We start from the raw sequence: 16,241 nt of genomic DNA on the forward strand, positions 1-16,241 counted from the left end.
CCGAAGGAGACATCCATGAGCCAGACGACGCAGATCGAGGACGCCCAGCCCGTCATGCTCACGATCGTCGAGGCCGCCCAGCGGTTGTCGATCGGACGCAGCATGCTCTACGAGCTGATGGCGAGTGGCGCAATCGAGTCCGTCCACATCGGCCGGCTTCGCCGGATCCCCGTCGACTGCCTTACGGACTTCGTCGACAGGCGTCGACGTGAAGAGCGGGAACTGCCTCGCTGACCGCGCCGACGGCCCCTATGAGAGTGCGGCATACCGGCCGCGTCGTGACTGGCGAAGTCGGAAGCGAGAACGGGCCATCCCGTCGAGCAAGTTGCGACAGAGTGTGGAGATCGCAGGGCCGGAAACGACACAGGAGGCGAGACCACCGTGGCGGCAGAGAAGACGACCGGTCTGGTTGCCGCGAACGCCGCTCAGTGGAGCTCCGTCGCCGCCGTCCTCCTGGGCGTCGCAGGGGTCGCCGACCTCGTGCGCTGGGGCAACCGCTGGTACGTCACGGAGATGTTCGCGCGCAACGCGGGAACGCCCGATGGGGCGTCGTGGGAGTGGATGTACAGCCTGCTCCACGGAGCCCACGAGGCGCTCGTCCGCGGACTCGCCCTCCTACTGCTTGCCGCCGCCTTCGCCGCGATCACAGTCGTCGTCCGGCGGCACAGCGCCCGCTGACCGCTTGGTGCTCGCACAAGACCACTGCTACTGCCCCTGGCAGGTCGACACGGCGTCAGACGCGAGCAGCGGTAGCGGCTGGGGACTAGCCATTGACCCGCTGCTGCTTGACCTCGCGGATGAGGGCCGCGAGCTCAGGGATGACGCGGGCTTCACGGTCGAGCGACTCGAAGACCTGCACGGCCTCGCGCGTGGTCAGCTGCATCACGCGCTGCTCCATCAGAACGGTCCGCGAACGCTCCATCGCGGCGCCGAGGACGAAGGACGTGACGTCTTGCTGCTGCGCCGCCGCCGCGTCTCGTAGGGTCTCAAGGGCCTCAGGAGAGATCCGCATGTTCAGGCGCGCTGTTCGTTCGACCGACGCTGCGGTGCGGCTCGTCATGGTCATCCCCTCTGGCATGAACGCAGTGGCGGCACCGATCCACGGAGCCGAGGAACCAATGTACGTACTCTGACCGTACGCCGAGTGCCCTGCGCGCCGCCTGACTGTGATGTCCGGGCAGGTGGCGGGCGCACCATCTGCGTATCGCACACCACAGCCTCGACGGCTCGGTGCTGTTGGAGAGCGCGCTGGGGATCCCGAAGATCCACGAGCGTCCGCCCGCGTACGGCCCGGATCGTGGACGGAGTCTGCCCACATTTTGCCCACATCGACGACAGAGGCCCTCTCTCCCGGAAGGGAGAAAGGGCCTCTGACCTGCTGTCTTACTAGTAGCGGGGGTAGGATTTGAACCTACGACCTCTGGGTTATGAGCCCAGCGAGCTACCGAGCTGCTCCACCCCGCGCCGGTTCCACCACTCTACGGCACGGTGGGAGGGCGGCCAAATCGGGCTCGACCCGGCCGCCCCCACGCACCGCTACTTGCCGAGTGCCTGCTCCGCCGCGATCGCGGCGCTGATGGCGGCGTCGAGCCGCTTCTGGGCCTCGCCGTAGGCGGCGAAGTCGTTGGCGGCAAGCGCGGCCTGGCCGTCGAGGATCGCCTGCTTGGCATCCGCGAGCGCCGCCGTCAGGGCGGCCTGGGCGTCGGGGTTCACCGTCGGCGCGGGTGTCGCGGTGGCACTCGGGGTCGGCGTCGGAGTCGGCGTGGCACCCGTCCCGGTCGGCGGGACAACTCCGGCGTCACCAGCGACCGCGCCGGCGTCGCCCCCGAAGACCTGGTCGAGCGCGAGGCTGAGCGTCGGCGCGAACCCGATGTTGTCCCCGAACGCCACGAGCACACGCTGCAGGAGCGGGAACTTCGTGCCGGTCGAGGACTGCACGTAGACCGGCTGGACGTACAGCAGGCCGCCGCCGACGGGCAGGGTGAGCAGGTTGCCGCGCACGACGCGCGAGCTCTGCTGGGTCAGCAGGTTGAGGGTCGAGGAGACCGTCGCATCCGCGTCGAAGTTGTTCTTGACCTGGCCCGGCCCGGGGACCGTCGAGTTGCGGGGCAGCTCGAGGAGTCGCATCGTGCCGTACCCGTCGGCGGGCTTGCCCGCGGTGTTGCCCGCCTCGGCGTCGACCGCGAGGAAGCCGGTCAGGACGTTGCGCTGGTTGGTACCACCCGGGATGAAGGTGGACGTCAGCGAGAACGCGGCGGCGGTCTGGCCGGGCATCTTGAGCGTCAGGTAGTACGGCGGCTGCGGCAGGGCCTGGTCCTCGGCGGACGGGTCCGTCGGGTTGGCCCAGAAGTCGCCACCGGAGAAGAAGTCGGTCGCGGTGGTCACGTGGTACTGGGTGAGCAGGTTGCGCTGGACCTTGAACAGGTCCTCCGGGTACCGGATGTGGCTCATCAGCTGGCTGCTGATCTCGGTCACCGGCCGCAGCGACGTCGGGAAGATCGAGTTCCACGCCTTGAGCACGGGGTCTGCCGTGTCCCATGCGTAGAGCTTGACCGAGCCGTCGTACGCGTCGACCGTCGCCTTCACCGAGTTGCGGATGTAGTTGACGGTCTTCGGCGCGAGGGCCTCGATGGTGGCCGACGTCTGGGTGACGGAGTCGGTCGTGGCCGCCTCGAGCGAGCGGGACGCGGCGTACGGGTAGCCGTCGGACGTCGTGTAGCCGTCCACGATCCACACGACGCGGCCGTCGACGACCGCCGGGTACACGCGGCCGTCGAGCGTGAGGTACGGGGCGACCTTCTCGACGCGGGTGCGGGGGTCACGGTCGTAGAGGATCTGCGAGTCGTTCGTCACACGGTTGGAGAAGACGATCTGCTCCGAGCCGAACTTCAGCGCGTAGAGGAGCTGGTTGAACGGGTTGCCGATGCTCGGGCCCGCGGACGTCGTGGACGTCGGGAAGGTCGTGTTGACCTGTCCGCCGGAGGCGTCGTCGGGGTAGTCGAGCTCCCAGTTCGCGGAACCGCCGGGCGCGCCGACGATCGAGTAGTCGGGCGACTTCGGGCTGAAGTAGATGCGCTCCTCGTACTTGCCCATCTCCCCGGCCGACGGGATGCCGCCCTCCCAGAACTCGGGCTGGCCGCCGGTCGCCGTCGTGTTGCCGTAGGCGGCCACGACGCCGAACCCGTGCGTGTAGACCGTGTGGTCGTTGACCCAGTTGCGCTGGTCGACGTTGAGGCCTGCGAGGTCGAGCTCGCGGACCGCGATGACGGTGTCCCGGCTCTCGCTGTTGACCGTGTAGCGGTCGACCGAGAGCGAGTCCGTGAAGTTGTAGTAGGCCTTGTTCTGCTGCAGCTGCTTGAACGACGGGCTGACGATCTGCGGGTCGAGCAGCCGGATCGACGCGGTCGTCTCGGCGTCGGAGCGCAGCGCGCCCGCCTCGGCCGTGACCTTGGCCTCGTAGTTGGCGACCTCGACGTCGGCGATCCCGAACGCCTGGCGGGTCGCGTCGATGTTGCGCTGGATGTACGGCGCCTCGGCGTCCTGCTGGTTGGGGTCGACCTTGAACCGCTGCACGACGGCGGGGTAGATGCCGCCGACCGCGACCGCGGACACGACCATCAGCGCGATGCCGATGGTCGGCAGCCGCCAGTTGCCGCGCACGGCGGTGATCACGAACAGCGCGGCAACGAACACCGCGACGCCGGCCAGGATCGCCTTCGACGGGATGACCGCGCTGACGTCGGTGTAGCTCGCGCCCTCGAACTTGTCCCCGCTGCGCATGAGCACCGAGTACCGGTCGAGCCAGTAGTTCGCACCGATGAGGATCATCAGCACGGCGCCGACGACGGCCAGGTGGATCCGCGCCGACCGCGTCGTGCGCGGGCCCTGGGCGGCTGTACCACCGACCCGCAAGCCGCCGTACAAGTAGTGCGTGGCGAGCGCGGCGATGGTCGAGAGCACGGCGACGGCCATCAGCAGCGACACCACGAACCGCAGACCGGGCAGCGTGAACATGTAGAACGACAGGTCGAGCCCGTACTGCGGGTCCTTCTGGCCGACATGGACGGCGTGCAGCCACAGCTGCACGGTGCTCCACTGCTGCGCGGCGGCCCCGCCGGCGAACAGGCCGAGGACCGCGGGCCCGACGATCATCACCAGGCGCCGCAGCGGCTCGATGGCCTCGCGGTACTGGTCGAGGCTCGCCTGCTCGGGCGTCGACGGCGCGTAGATCGGCCGTGACCGGTAGGCGACCCGCAGGCTCGCCCCGACGCCGCCTGCCATGAGCACGAAGCCGAGGACGAACAGGATCGCCTGGGTGCCCCACTCGACCTTGAGGACGTCGACGAAGCCGAGCTGGTCGAACCACAGGACCTCGGTCCAGACCTGCGCGAGGATCATCACGAGGACGACCACCGCGACGAGCACCGCCACGGTGGGGCCGAGCGGACCGCGTCGGCGCACCGGGCGGGGTCGGGCAGGTCGGGCGGACGGTGTTCCGAAGCTCACGTCGTCAGGGTCCTCGTCATCGCGGCGCCCCGGTGGTCGCGGGCACGGTCGTCATGGGCGCCGGTGCAGTGCACCGACGTACGGTGAACGACCGGTAGCGGACCCAGGTTCCCACATCGGGGATGCGACGATGTCCTCATGAGCGACGAGATCGTGACCCTGTCCCCGCGAGCCGGCCTGGCCGAGGCCGTGCGGGAGATCGAGCGGCACGTGGCGACCGGCGGCTGGGACGGTCCGGTGCGGGTGTTCGCGCTCGTGCGCACGGCCCAGGCGCTCGTGGTCGAGCCGGGTCTTGCCGCCCAGCTCCCGCCGCACGTGCTCGCGGTCGCCGGTCGCGACCCGTACCACCTGACCTCGATCGAGCAGGAGGGCCTGCCTCCAGCGAACGACCTCGAGGAGCTGCTCGCTGCGCTCTCCTGGCCCGAGGGCGTCGACGGCGCGGCCGTCACGGTCGAGCGCGTCGTGCTGCCGCCCGCGGCGGAGGAGAACCTGCCGGCTGACCCGGACGAGGCGCTCGCCTACCTCGCCGCCCACCCCGACCGGCAGGACGTGCGGATCGCCGTCGGCGTGCTGCGCGACGGCACGAGCTGGTGCGCGGTGCGCACGCGCAGCAACGACTCGGACGACGCGGTCGGCCAGGGGGCCACGCTCGTCCCCGGCCTGGTCGAGGCGGTCCAGGCCACGCTGGTCTGAGCCAACGCGACCGGCGCTCGGTCGAGGCGCCCGCTCAGCCCGCCGTGCAGGTCGGCAGCGAGTCCGCTGTGCCCGCGCCGATCGCAGTGATCGCCTCGCGTGCCTCGTGCAGCGTCGCGATGCGCACGACGCGCAGCCCGTCGGGCACGTGGCCGACGACCTCCGCGCAGTCGTCAGCGGGTGCGAGGAACCACGTCGCGCCGTCCCGGCGGGCGCCCACGAGCTTCTGCCGGATCCCGCCGATCGGACCGACCTCACCCGAGATGTCCATGGTTCCGGTGCCCGCGACGACGTTGCCGTTGACCTCGTCCTCGGGCGTGAGCTTGTCGATGATCCCGAGCGCGAACATGGTGCCGGCGCTCGACCCTCCGATGTCGTCGATCTTGATCTTCACGTCGATCGGCGGGGTGAACGTGGGGTTGATCAGGACCCCGAGCTGCGCCCCGCCGCCCGTGCGCGCGGTCGTCACGACGTCGACGTCGGTCGGTGAGCCCGCGCGCTCGACCCCGAGGTGGACGGTCGCGCCCGCGGCAGTCGCCTTGAGGGTGTCGGTGAGCTGGGTGAACGAGGTCAGGGCCGTGCCGTCCATCGACACGAGGACGTCGTCCACGAGGAGGACCCCGTCCGCGCCGCTGCCCGTCGTCGTGCCCGCGACCGTGAGGGTCGCCGGGACGCCGTAGCCGAGCTCCTCGAGCGCGGCGACCGTCGCGTTCTCCTGCGACGACGTCATCTGGACCTGGTTCGCCTTGTCGACGTCGTCCTTCGACGCGTCGGGCGGGTACAGCTCCTCGACCGGGCGGACCGCCGACGAGCCGTCGAACCAGCCGCGCACGACGCCGAGCACCGTCGACGGGTACCCCGGACCGCCGGTCGCCGAGACCGTCGTGAGGCGCAGCTGCCCGGTCGAGGGGTAGGTCGGTGCGCCCGCGATCGAGATGAGCGGCGTGCCGCCCTGCTCCCCCAACGTGTCACGCGTCGGCCCGGGCGAGCTCACCACGTACGGGGCCGGCACCACGGCGAGGACCGCGAAGAGCACCGCGGCGACCAGCATGGCGATCGAGAGGGTCATCGAGCGCGCGCCGGGGGGCGCCGCGGCATCGGACTCGTACAGCCCGACGGTCTCGGGCTCGAGCGCACCGGTGCCGACCAGGTCGGCGTCGTCGGGCGCGGGGGTCGTGTCGTCCACGCCCCGATCATCCCCTACGGCTGGTGCGGGCCCGACGCCAGACGGCCGCGGTCCCGATCAGCGCGACGGCGGCGCCCGCCGCACCGAGCGCCGCGGCGTCCCGTGCACCGACCCGCCGACCCGCGAGCGCGATGCGGCCCTGCACACCCTCGAGCAGGACGTCGAGGCACTCGGAGCTCGACCGCTGCGGCTCCCAGCCCGCCGCGAGCAGCCCGCCGGAGTCGACGGTCCACGGGTACACGGCGTACGCGAGCTCCGAGCTCGGTGCCGGCAGCGCACCCACGCGGTGCAGCCGCTCGGCCGTGCCGAACGCGGTCGCGGCCGCGAGCTCGATGCGCCGCAGACCCGCCGCTGCCTCGACGTCGTGCGCCGAGAGCGGACCGGGGACGCCGACGGTAAACGGTCCGGCGAGCCCGGCATCGAGCACGAGCGCGACCGCCGCGGCCAGGTCGTCGACGTGCACGAACTGCCAGGGCCGGACGACCCCGCGCACCGCCAGCAGGCGGGGCGCCTCGAAGTGCCGCGTCATGATCGTGTCGATCCCCGGCCCGACGAGGGCCGCGGGCCGCAGCACCGTCACCAGCGGCGGGCTGCGCCGCGCGAACCGGGCGAGCACCTCCTCGACCGCGAGGAGGTCGCCCACGACCCCCTCCGGCAGGCCGCCGACCGGAGACATGACCGCTGCGTCGTCCGTGATCACGGCTCGGTCGGGCGCCGCGCCGTGGACCATCGCCGACGTGACGACCACGACGTGCGGCACGCGCGCCGACCGTGCCGCCGCGAGAGCCCGCTCCACCAGGTCGACGACCTCCGCCCGACGACGGGCCGGCGGCACGGCCCACGACGCCGCCAGGTCACCCCGGTGCGGCACGACGACCAGCGCCCCGATGTCCGCGAGCGCCTCCTCGGACCCGCTCGACGGCAGGTCGTCGAGCACGCGCACCGGTCTCTTGCCGGCCGCGGAGAACCAGGCCCCGATGCCCGCAGCCACCGAACCCGGCCCGACGACGACGACCTCGCGCGGGTCGGTGCCGCCGGGAGTGGCACCGTGCGGGTCCCCCGCTCCCCTGCGCCCTGAGCGAACCTGGCCGCGCGCCATCCGTCGATCCTGTCCCGTGTAGTTACCGTGGAGCTTCTTGGCCCATCGTCCCAGGAGTTCGCCGATGAGCATCGACCGCCCCGCCGGATCCACCCCCGGTGGAGACGACGTGCCCGCATGGGAGCAGATGCTCCGCCAGATGTTCGGCCCCGACACCGACGAGGCCCTGCGCCAGCTGCGCGCACAGGGCATGGACCCGGCCGCCATGGCCGCCGCGTCCGGCCTCCCGGACGACCCCGCCATGCTCGGCCAGGTGCTCGAGCAGATCCAGCGCCTGCTCGCGGCGTCCGGCAGCGGTCCCGTCAACTGGGATGTCGCGCACGACGTCGCGCGGCAGGCAGCCGTCGCCGAGGGCGACCCGGTCGTCGCCGCACCGCGGGCCCGTCAGGTCACCGAGGCGTTCTCCGTCGCCGAGCTGTGGCTCGACGCCGTGACGGACCTCCCGCCGTCGGGCGGTCCGGTCCGTGCGCTGAGCCGGTCCGAGTGGGTCGAGCAGACCCTGCCGGCCTGGCGGATCCTGACGGAGCCGGTCGCCGCCTCGCTGTCCACCGCGCTCGCCGGGGCGCTCGCCCAGACCCTGCCGGAGTTCGAGGCCGACGACGCTCCGGCGATCCCCGGTCTCGGGTTCCCCGCCGCGGGCGCCGACCGCTCCCAGCTCATCCGCCAGCTCGGATCGGCCGTGTTCGGGATGCAGGTCGGCCAGGCTGCCGGGACGCTCTCCCGCGAGGTGTTCGGTCTGACCGACATCGGTCTGCCGCTCGTCAAGGAGCCGTCCACGGCGCTCGTGCCGAGCAACGTCGACTCGTTCGCCGAGGGCCTCGACGCACCCGTGGACGAGGTGCGCCTCTTCCTCGCGCTGCGCGAGGCCGCCCTGGCCCGGCTGTTCACGCACGTCGGCTGGCTCCGCGGTCACCTGCTCGGCAGCGTCGCCGCGTACGCCCGCGGCATCACCATCGACCTCGAGTCGCTCGAGGACGCGGTGCACGCGATCGACCCCACCGACCCTGCCGCCCTCCAGGGCGCCCTGTCGAGCGGTGTGTTCGCCCCGCACACCACGCCCGAGCAGCAGGCCGTGCTCGACCGCCTCGAGACCTCCCTCGCTCTCGTCGAGGGCTGGGTCGACGAGGTCAGCGCCGCCGCGGCCCTGCCGCACCTGCCGCACGCCGTCGCGCTGCGCGAGATGATCCGGCGTCGCCGCGCAGCGGGTGGACCCGCCGAGCAGACGTTCGCGACGCTCGTCGGGCTCGAGCTGCGTCCCCGCCGGCTGCGCGAGGCCGCGGCGCTCTGGGCACAGATCGCCCTCGACGGCGGGACCACCGCCCGAGACTCCGTGTGGGACCACCCGGACCTGCTCCCGACGACCGAGGACCTCGACGACCCGGCGGGCTACTCCGCGCGTCGGACCGCCACGCAGGACGCGCAGTCGGAGATCGACCGTGCGCTCGCGGAGATCCTCGGCGAGGACCCGGGCTCAGCGACCGACTGAGTCGTCCGGCTCGTCGGACGCGATGACGTCGTCGTCCGGACCGTCGGACACGATCACGACGTCGTCCCGCCCGTCGCTCGCGACGCCCTCGTCGTCCAGCTCGCTCGCCCCCTGGGGTGCGAACGCCACACCCTCGAGGAACCCGCGAGCGCGTTCCGTGCGCGGGTAGACGGCGAGGGTCGCCCAGAACTCCGGACCGTGCCCGGCGTGGATCAGGTGCGTGAGCTCGTGCATCAGCACGTAGTCGAGGACCCAGGCCGGCATGCCGCGGACCCGGTCGGAGATGCGGATCGTCCCGTCGATCGAGGTGCACGACCCCCAGCGGCGGCCCTGGTTGCTCGACCACGTGACGCTCGAGGGCTTCGCCCTGCCGCCCAGGTAGCGGGCGGACAGCTCGGCGGCGCGTGTCACGAGCTCGTCGTCGGACGGGCGGCGGCGCTGCTCCTGGGTGGCGAGCCGCGTGACCATGCGACGGACCCACTCGCGCTCCTGGGCGCGCGTGAACCGCGCGGGGATGGCGACGACCGTGCGGTCACCCTCACGGAACGCCGTCACGGTCCGCACCCGGTTCCGCGATCGGCGGACCTCCACCTCAGGTTCGCGCGCTGGGTCCCGTGACGGTTGCACGCGCAGAACGCTAGCGGGTCGCGCGACCTGCGACATCGCAGACGGCACCGAGACACGGCCTGTGGAGGACGCGCACACGCGAGATGCGCGGCGTGCCAGTGTTCGCGGCGTCGACGCCCTCTGCGAAGAAAGGTCGCCATGCGACTCCGTCCGGGCCTCCGCGTCCTGAGCCGGTCCGACTCCGAGGTCCAGATCGGCACGGACGCCCGCTGGGCCGTGCGCCTGGGCGGTCTGGGGGCCGGCGAGGTCCGCCTGCTCCGCCTGCTCGACGACGACCCCGAGCTCGACGCGCTGGTGGACCGGGCGCGCGCCTGCGGGGTGAGCGCCGGACGCGCCACAGAGCTGCTCGACGCCCTGCAGACCGCTCGCCTCACATGCCGCACCCCGGCCAGCAGCCGGCCGCGGGTGCGGACCGCCGCCAGTGCCGACGCAGCCGTGGGTTGCCTGCTGCGCGACGACGGCGACGGCGCAGCGCTCGTGCGGGCGCGCGCCGGCCGCACGGTCGGCGTCGTCGGTCTCGGGCCGCTCGGCCTGACGGTCGCCGTCACGCTCGCGGCTGCGGGGGTGGGGACGGTGCTCCTGGACGACGACGGTCACGTGACCTCGGTCGACGTGGGCGCTGCCGGGTACCGCCTCGGGGACGTGGGCTCCAGCCGCGTGCACGTCGCGAGCCGCCTGGTGCGCGACGTGGCGCCCGACGTGCGGACCGAGCCGGTCGACGGGACCTTTCCGGACGTCGTCGTGCTGGTCGAACGCGACGCCGCCGACCCGGCCGCGGGGCTCGCGCTCATGACCGCGGGGATGACCCACCTGTCGGTCGTGGTCCGGGAGGCCGACGCGCTCGTCGGCCCGCTCGTCGTGCCCGGAGCCGGGCCCTGCCTGCGGTGCGTGGACCTGCACCGGGCGGACGTCGACGACTGCTGGCCGACGGTCGTCGCCCAGCTCGCGGGACGCGAGGGGCGGGTCGGGGTGCTGCGCGGCGAGGTCGGCGTGCTCGCCGGGCTGTGCGGCGCCCTGGCGGCCGCGGAGGTCCTGGCCCACCTCGACGGCGGGTCGCCCGCGACCCGCGGCGCGTCCTACGAGGTCACGCTGCCGGACGTGGCGCCACGACGACGCCCCTGGGTGGTGCACCCGAGCTGCGGGTGCACCACCCTGACGCCGACTGCGCCGACCCCGCTGACCTGACGCCGTGCCGCGGCGGCACGGACGGCATCAGGCAGCGGGGGCGACGACCTTGCGCGGCCTGCCCCGTCCGCGCTTCGTCGCGACGACTGCACCCGCGACGAAGACCTCTCCGCCCCACACGCCCCAGGGCTCCTGCCGTTCGATCGCACCGGCCAGGCAGCCCGCCATGAGCGGGCACTCGCGGCACAGGGCCTTGGCGAGCTCGACCTGGGCGGACTGCTCCGCGAACCAGAGCTCGGGGTCGTTCGAGCGGCACGGGATGAGGTCGGCGATCATCCGGTCGAACTTCTGACGGTCGTCGGTGGTGGTGACGGCCGTCGGTGGCCAGGGGCCGGATCCGCCCTGGTTCACGGTGTCGAGCAGCGTCGTGAGCCGCACGAGGTCCTCCTGATGTCCTTGCTGATGAGCGATGTGCACGTCGGTTCCGGAGTGCCGGGGAACCTGCGCCGCCCACCCGAGACATCGGGGGAAAGACGAAGGCCGCGGTATCCGAGTGGACTCCGCGGCCTGGATCTGGTCGGTCAGACCATCAAGATCCTGGTGCGGGGTCGGATGCGGTCGAGGCGAGGCCACGGAAGCCGAAGCTCGGGCCAGATGCCGTCATGAGGCGACCGCCGGCGATGGGCGCACGACGCCCCTGGAACAGCCCGCTGGTGGGCGCGAGGGAGCGCGTGGGAACCGCAACGACGACTGCCGCCTGGACAGCTGCGTTCAGCGTCAGATTCATCACTCGCACCCCCTCTCTTCATCGGGCCTGCACCGTGTCGGCGCGGCCTCTCACCAAGGACGTGTCACAGCGTAAGGCGGGCCGTTCCGACAGCACAACCAATTAAGCGCACGAGATCTCGCGAGCCTTCGTTGACGGCTGCGTGAGCTCGGGGCAGGCGGCCGTGGCCGCCGCAACCGGGACGCTCAGTGCTCGTCCGTGGCGTCGGAGGCGCCGCCCGCGACGACCGCGAGAACCGAGGGCCCGAACTTGTCCAGCTTTGCCGGGCCGATGCCGTTGATCCGCGCGAGCTCGGCGATCGACCCGGGCTTGAGCTGGGCGATCGCGGCGAGCGTCGCGTCGACGAGCACGGTGTACGCGGGCCGCGAGGTCTGCGTCGCGACCCCCGCCCGCCAGCCGCGCAGGCGCTCGTACAGCTCCAGGTCCGCGTCCGTGGTCAGGTCCCGGGCCGCCGTCGGCACCTGCACGTCCGTCCCCCGCCGACCGCCGCCGGCCCGGCCGGCACCGGCGCCCGCGCGACCTGGCCGTCCTTCCTCGCCCGGCCACAGGCCGTCGAGGAAGCGCGTCCGACGCCGCGACGCCCGCCCGCCCGGGTTGCGCGACCGCGCGAACGACAGCTCGAGGTGCTCCCGTGCGCGGGTGATCCCTACGTAGAGCAGGCGACGCTCCTCGGCCACCGCTCCGTCCGTCTCGGCGAGCGAGATCGGCATGAGGCCCTCGCTCATCCCGGCGAGGAACACCGCATCCCACTCGAGCCCCTTCGCGGCGTGCAGCGACGCGAGCGTGACCCCCTCGACCGTCGGCGCGTGCTGGGCGGACGCGCGTTCGTCGAGCTCGGCGACCAGGTCGGCGAGGCTCGCGCGTCCGCCCGCCGCCTCGGCGGCCGTCGCGAGGTCGTCGGCGAGCGCGACGAGGGCCTGCATCGACTCCCACCGCTCACGTGCGGCACCGCGGGCCGCAGGCGGCTCGTGGGACCAGCCCGAGGAGATCAGGACGTCGCGGACGACCTCGGGCATCGGCGTCAGCGGGTCGACCGCGCGACCCGCACCGCGCAGCAGCATGAGCGCGTCGCGCACCTCACGGCGCGCGAAGAACCGCTCGCCGCCGCGCACGAGGTAGCCGACGCCCGCCGAGGCCAGCGCCTGCTCGAACGCCTCCGACTGCGCGTTCGTGCGGTACAGCACGGCGATCTCGCTCGGTCGGGTGCCTGCGGCGACGAGCTGCCCGATCCGGGCGGCGATCCCGGCGGCCTCCGACTCGTCGTCGTCGTACGCCGCGAACCCCACCGGCGGCCCGGCCGGCCGCTGCGCGATCAGCTCGAGCGGGGCGCTCGCACCCGTCCGGCGCGTACCCCGGATCCGGGACTCCCGCTCGGCGCCCGCGAGCAGGTTGTTGGCGAGGCTGACGACCTGCGGCGTCGAACGGTAGTCACGCACGAGCCGCACGACCTGGGCACCGGGGTGCGCCGTGGTGAACGTCAGCAGGTGGTGCGGGGTCGCGCCCGTGAACGAGTAGATCGTCTGGCTGGGGTCGCCGACGACGCACAGCTCCTCGCGCCCGCCGAGCCACTGGTCGAGCAGGTGCTGCTGGAGCGGCGACACGTCCTGGTACTCGTCGACCACGAAGTGCCGGTACTGGGCTCGGACCTCCTCCGCGACGTCCCGGCGCTCCCCCAGCATCGCGGCGAGCAGCAGCAGCACGTCCTCGAAGTCGATGACCCCGCGCTCGGTCTTGACCTCCTCGTAGGCCGCGATGAGGCGCGCGACCGCCTGCCGGTCGAAGCCCGCCGGGGCCGGTCGATCGATCGCGGCGCTGGCCCGCACGTAGTCGTCGGACGTGACGAGCGAGACCTTGGCCCACTCGATCTCCGAGGCGAGGTCACGCACCGAGATCCGGTCGACCGGCAGGTTCAGCCGGTGCGCGGCATCGGCGACCGCAGGCGCCTTGTGCTCGAGGATCCGCGGGGGCGCCCCGCCGACGACCTTCGGCCAGAAGAAGCCCAGCTGACGCAGCGCCGCGGCGTGGAACGTGCGCGCCTGCACCCCGGCCACCCCGAGCTCACGCAGACGCGTGCGCATCTCGCCGGCCGCGCGGGCCGTGAACGTGACCGCGAGGACCGTCGTCGGGCGGTACACCCCCGTCCGCACGCCGTACGCGATCCGGTGCGTGATGGCGCGCGTCTTGCCCGTCCCGGCGCCCGCGAGCACGCACACGGGACCCGTCAGTGCGAGCGCGACAGCGCGCTGGTCCTCGTCGAGCGCGGCCAGGAGATCGTCGGAAGTCATCGTCCGCGATTGTCTCAGCCCCGGCTGACATCCGGGTCGCGCGGCCCCACCGTCACGGCCCCGCGGGAAGGGATCCGGGCCGGCGCGCGTTGGACCCGGCGACCACCCACGCGCGAGAGGGACCCATGACCACGCAGACGCTGCCCGAGTCCGGCACCATCACGATGTACTCGACGACCTGGTGCGGGTACTGCCGCCGGCTGAAGTCACAGCTCGACTCCGTGGGGATCGGCTACACCGAGATCAACATCGAGGAGCTTCCCGACGCGGCCGCGTTCGTGGAGCAGGTCAACGGCGGCAACCAGACGGTGCCGACCATCGTGTTCCCCGACGGCTCGGCGGCGACCAACCCGTCGCTCGCGGACGTGCGGGCGCGGCTCGCCAACTGACCTCCCGGCCGGCCGACGACGCCGACCGACGAACGCGGTCGGTCAGATCGCGTCGGGCAGCTCCGAGCCGTACCACTCCTCGATGAGGGCGTGCGCGATCGAGGTGTTGTTCGGCAGCCCGACCCACCCCGAGCGGATCCCCGCGCGCAGCTCCATGCGGGTGAACCAGCGGGCCGCGGTGACCTCGACCGCGTCGACCGTGACCTCGGTCGACAGGGCCTGCGCGCGGAAGCCGAGCATGAGCGACCCGGGGAACGGCCACGGTTGGCTGCCGCGGTACTCGACGGCGCCCACGATGACGCCGACCTCCTCGCGGACCTCACGCCTGATCGCGTGCTCGACCGACTCGCCGGGCTCCACGAACCCCGCGAGCGTCGAGTACCGGTGCTCCGGCCACAGCGCGCCGTGCCCCAGCAGGATGCGGTCCGCCTCGTCGACGACCGCCATGATGACCGCCGGGTCGCTGCGCGGGTAGTGCTCCGAGGCGTCGACGACGCACCGGCGTACCCAGCCGGACTGCTCCGACCGTGTGGCCGCCCCGCACCGCGGGCAGCGCGGATGACGCACGTGCCACCGCTCGAGAGCGACCGCGGCGGTGGCGAGCCCGGCGTCCCGTGCCGACAGCACCGCGCCGACCTCACGCAGCGACGACCACCGGTCCCCCCCGAGCAGCACCGCACCGTCGAGATCGGGGACGAGCCGCGCGAGATAGCCGGGCGCACCCGCCGGCCGGGTCTCGGTGGGGCTCACACCGGGCAACCGGTCGACGTCGTCGACCCCCAGGAAGATCCACCCCTCGGGCAGCTCGCCGCCGGGGGCGAGGAGCGCGGCCTGACCGGGCGGGAGCAGGACGAGCTCCGGGCTCTCGTCCCCGCGGGTCACGACCGACCCGTCGTGCACCATCAGCACGAGCGTCGTCGGGTCGGTGAGCAGCGCCGCGACCAGGTCGGGGCGTTCGCGCAGGTCCGCTGCGCGGTCCGTCGTCGTCCGGGACAGCGGGAGCTCGGCTGAGATCACCCCGACACGGTACGCGCGGAACTCGGACATCGCAGACACGCCCGGGCCCTCCATGCCCTTCCCCGGAGCGGCGCCTATCCTGGGCCGGTGCCCCGTTCACCGCTCGCTCTCGCTGCCCTGGCGACCGTCGCCGTCCCGGGACTCGACGCCTTCGACGTCCGGCGACCCCAGGTCGCCGGCACCGAGTTCGACACCGCAGTCGTCATCGACTCGGTGCGCAAGCGCTGGGTCGTGCGCGCACCGATCCACGCAGGCGCCGGTGCGGCCCTCGAGGCCGAGGTCGCGCTGCTCGACGGTGTCATCGCCGAGGTCGACGCGGGCAAGCTCCCGTTCGACGTGCCACGCGCCGCCGGCTTCGCCCACCTGCCCGAGGGTGGCCGAGCCGTCGTGTACCCCGAGGTCCCCGGGCACCCGCTCCGCCTCGAGGCGCTCGGTCCCGGGCCCGGGCTCGCCGCATCGCTCGGGCGCGCCATCGCCGCGATCCACGAGCTGCCGACGGCGATCGTCGAGAACGCCGGCCTCCCGGTGTACGACGCGCCCGCCTACCGCGACCGCCGGCAGGCCGAGATCGACGAGGCCGCCCGGACGGGCAAGGTCCCGCCGCGGCTCCTGCGGCGATGGGAGGAGCGGCTCGAGGACGTCTCGCTGTGGCGCTTCTCCCCGACGCTCGTGCACGGCGACCTGACGGCGGAGCACGTCCTGACTGCCGGCGGCGCCGTCACCGGGATCCTCAGCTGGGGGGACGCGAAGGTGGCCGACCCCGCCGACGACCTGTCCTGGCTCCTGGTGGCCGCACCGCAGGAGTCCGTCGACTCGATCATGGAGGCGTACCAGCTGCGCCGGACCGAGCTGCTGGACCCGCACCTGACCGACCGCGCGCTGCTCGCGGGCGAGCTCGCCCTGGCCCGGTGGCTCCTGTACGGCGTGCGCTCGGGCAACGACGACGTGGTCGACGACGCGGTGCAGATGCTCGCCGAGCTGGACGAGCACACCAACGACGCCGACCAGCCGGCCCACTCCCTCGGCTGACCCGCTCCGTCA

The 16,241-nt window shown here is 72.8% G+C and carries 15 protein-coding genes and 1 tRNA gene; 7 read left to right on the forward strand and 9 right to left on the reverse strand.

Annotated elements, in window-relative coordinates; translation table 11 throughout:
- The first annotated feature begins 15 nt into the window (after positions 1–15).
- Together DDP54_RS03845 and DDP54_RS03850 are read left to right on the forward strand one after the other, a co-directional pair.
- On the forward strand, positions 16–234 hold the full coding sequence (locus DDP54_RS03845; protein ID WP_109130624.1) for a helix-turn-helix domain-containing protein: 219 nt from the start codon (positions 16–18) through the stop codon (positions 232–234).
- A gap of 147 nt (positions 235–381) precedes the next feature.
- Positions 382–678, forward strand: coding sequence for a hypothetical protein (locus tag DDP54_RS03850; protein ID WP_109130625.1), 297 nt, complete (start codon positions 382–384; stop codon positions 676–678).
- Positions 679–763: 85 nt separating this feature from the next.
- Here DDP54_RS03850 and DDP54_RS18090 read toward each other — a convergent pair whose 3' ends face one another.
- The 3 genes from DDP54_RS18090 to DDP54_RS03865 all read right to left on the reverse strand — a co-directional run bounded on the left by DDP54_RS18090 (position 764) and on the right by DDP54_RS03865 (position 4,506).
- A complete protein-coding gene (locus DDP54_RS18090; RefSeq protein ID WP_158274445.1) occupies positions 764–1,060 on the reverse strand; it encodes a DUF1778 domain-containing protein in 297 nt (98 codons plus the stop codon).
- Positions 1,061–1,390: 330 nt separating this feature from the next.
- A tRNA-Met gene (locus DDP54_RS03860) sits at positions 1,391–1,464 on the reverse strand.
- A 72-nt stretch (positions 1,465–1,536) separates the two neighbouring features.
- Positions 1,537–4,506, reverse strand: a complete 2,970-nt coding sequence (locus tag DDP54_RS03865) for a UPF0182 family protein (protein ID WP_109130627.1) — start codon at positions 4,504–4,506, stop codon at positions 1,537–1,539.
- A gap of 138 nt (positions 4,507–4,644) precedes the next feature.
- Between DDP54_RS03865 and DDP54_RS03870 the strand changes: the two genes are divergently transcribed.
- The gene (locus tag DDP54_RS03870) at positions 4,645–5,199 is read left to right on the forward strand and encodes a PPA1309 family protein (RefSeq protein WP_109130628.1); all 555 of its coding nucleotides are present in this window, start codon (positions 4,645–4,647) and stop codon (positions 5,197–5,199) included.
- A 34-nt stretch (positions 5,200–5,233) separates the two neighbouring features.
- Here the strand turns inward: DDP54_RS03870 and DDP54_RS03875 are convergent, their stop codons facing one another.
- Both DDP54_RS03875 and DDP54_RS03880 read right to left on the reverse strand, forming a co-directional pair.
- Positions 5,234–6,385: a S16 family serine protease gene (locus DDP54_RS03875; protein ID WP_242448208.1), complete on the reverse strand. Its 1,152-nt coding sequence runs from the start codon at positions 6,383–6,385 to the stop codon at positions 5,234–5,236.
- A 7-nt stretch (positions 6,386–6,392) separates the two neighbouring features.
- Positions 6,393–7,484 (reverse strand): nucleoside-diphosphate sugar epimerase, encoded by a 1,092-nt coding sequence (locus tag DDP54_RS03880; RefSeq protein WP_242448209.1) that lies wholly within the window; start codon positions 7,482–7,484, stop codon positions 6,393–6,395.
- A 64-nt stretch (positions 7,485–7,548) separates the two neighbouring features.
- Between DDP54_RS03880 and DDP54_RS03885 the strand changes: the two genes are divergently transcribed.
- Positions 7,549–8,970, forward strand: coding sequence for a zinc-dependent metalloprotease (locus DDP54_RS03885; RefSeq protein WP_109130629.1), 1,422 nt, complete (start codon positions 7,549–7,551; stop codon positions 8,968–8,970).
- On the opposite strand, the gene DDP54_RS03890 is transcribed toward DDP54_RS03885, so the two are convergent.
- The gene (locus DDP54_RS03890) at positions 8,956–9,561 is read right to left on the reverse strand and encodes a M48 family metallopeptidase (protein WP_242448426.1); all 606 of its coding nucleotides are present in this window, start codon (positions 9,559–9,561) and stop codon (positions 8,956–8,958) included. The two genes, DDP54_RS03885 and DDP54_RS03890, sit on opposite strands and share 15 nt — an antisense overlap.
- Before the next feature lie 174 nt (positions 9,562–9,735).
- Here DDP54_RS03890 and DDP54_RS03895 point away from each other — a divergent pair, with 174 nt between their 5' ends.
- The gene (locus tag DDP54_RS03895; protein ID WP_109130631.1) at positions 9,736–10,782 is read left to right on the forward strand and encodes a ThiF family adenylyltransferase; all 1,047 of its coding nucleotides are present in this window, start codon (positions 9,736–9,738) and stop codon (positions 10,780–10,782) included.
- A gap of 27 nt (positions 10,783–10,809) precedes the next feature.
- Here DDP54_RS03895 and DDP54_RS03900 read toward each other — a convergent pair whose 3' ends face one another.
- The gene (locus tag DDP54_RS03900) at positions 10,810–11,160 is read right to left on the reverse strand and encodes a WhiB family transcriptional regulator (protein ID WP_277949580.1); all 351 of its coding nucleotides are present in this window, start codon (positions 11,158–11,160) and stop codon (positions 10,810–10,812) included.
- A gap of 534 nt (positions 11,161–11,694) precedes the next feature.
- Entirely contained in the window at positions 11,695–13,794 is a 2,100-nt protein-coding gene (locus DDP54_RS03905; protein ID WP_109130632.1) for an ATP-dependent DNA helicase UvrD2, read from the reverse strand.
- Between the two features lie 125 nt (positions 13,795–13,919).
- On the opposite strand from DDP54_RS03905, the gene DDP54_RS03910 reads away from it, so the two are divergent.
- Positions 13,920–14,183, forward strand: a complete 264-nt coding sequence (locus DDP54_RS03910) for a mycoredoxin (RefSeq protein ID WP_109130633.1) — start codon at positions 13,920–13,922, stop codon at positions 14,181–14,183.
- Positions 14,184–14,225: 42 nt separating this feature from the next.
- Here DDP54_RS03910 and nudC read toward each other — a convergent pair whose 3' ends face one another.
- Complete coding sequence (nudC, locus tag DDP54_RS03915; RefSeq protein ID WP_347338492.1) at positions 14,226–15,200, reverse strand: NAD(+) diphosphatase; 975 nt, start codon at positions 15,198–15,200, stop codon at positions 14,226–14,228.
- An 87-nt stretch (positions 15,201–15,287) separates the two neighbouring features.
- On the opposite strand from nudC, the gene DDP54_RS03920 reads away from it, so the two are divergent.
- Positions 15,288–16,229, forward strand: coding sequence for a phosphotransferase (locus DDP54_RS03920; protein WP_109130634.1), 942 nt, complete (start codon positions 15,288–15,290; stop codon positions 16,227–16,229).
- Positions 16,230–16,241 lie beyond the last annotated feature (12 nt).

This window comes from Cellulomonas sp. WB94 (assembly GCF_003115775.1).
Taxonomy (GTDB): domain Bacteria; phylum Actinomycetota; class Actinomycetes; order Actinomycetales; family Cellulomonadaceae; genus Cellulomonas_A.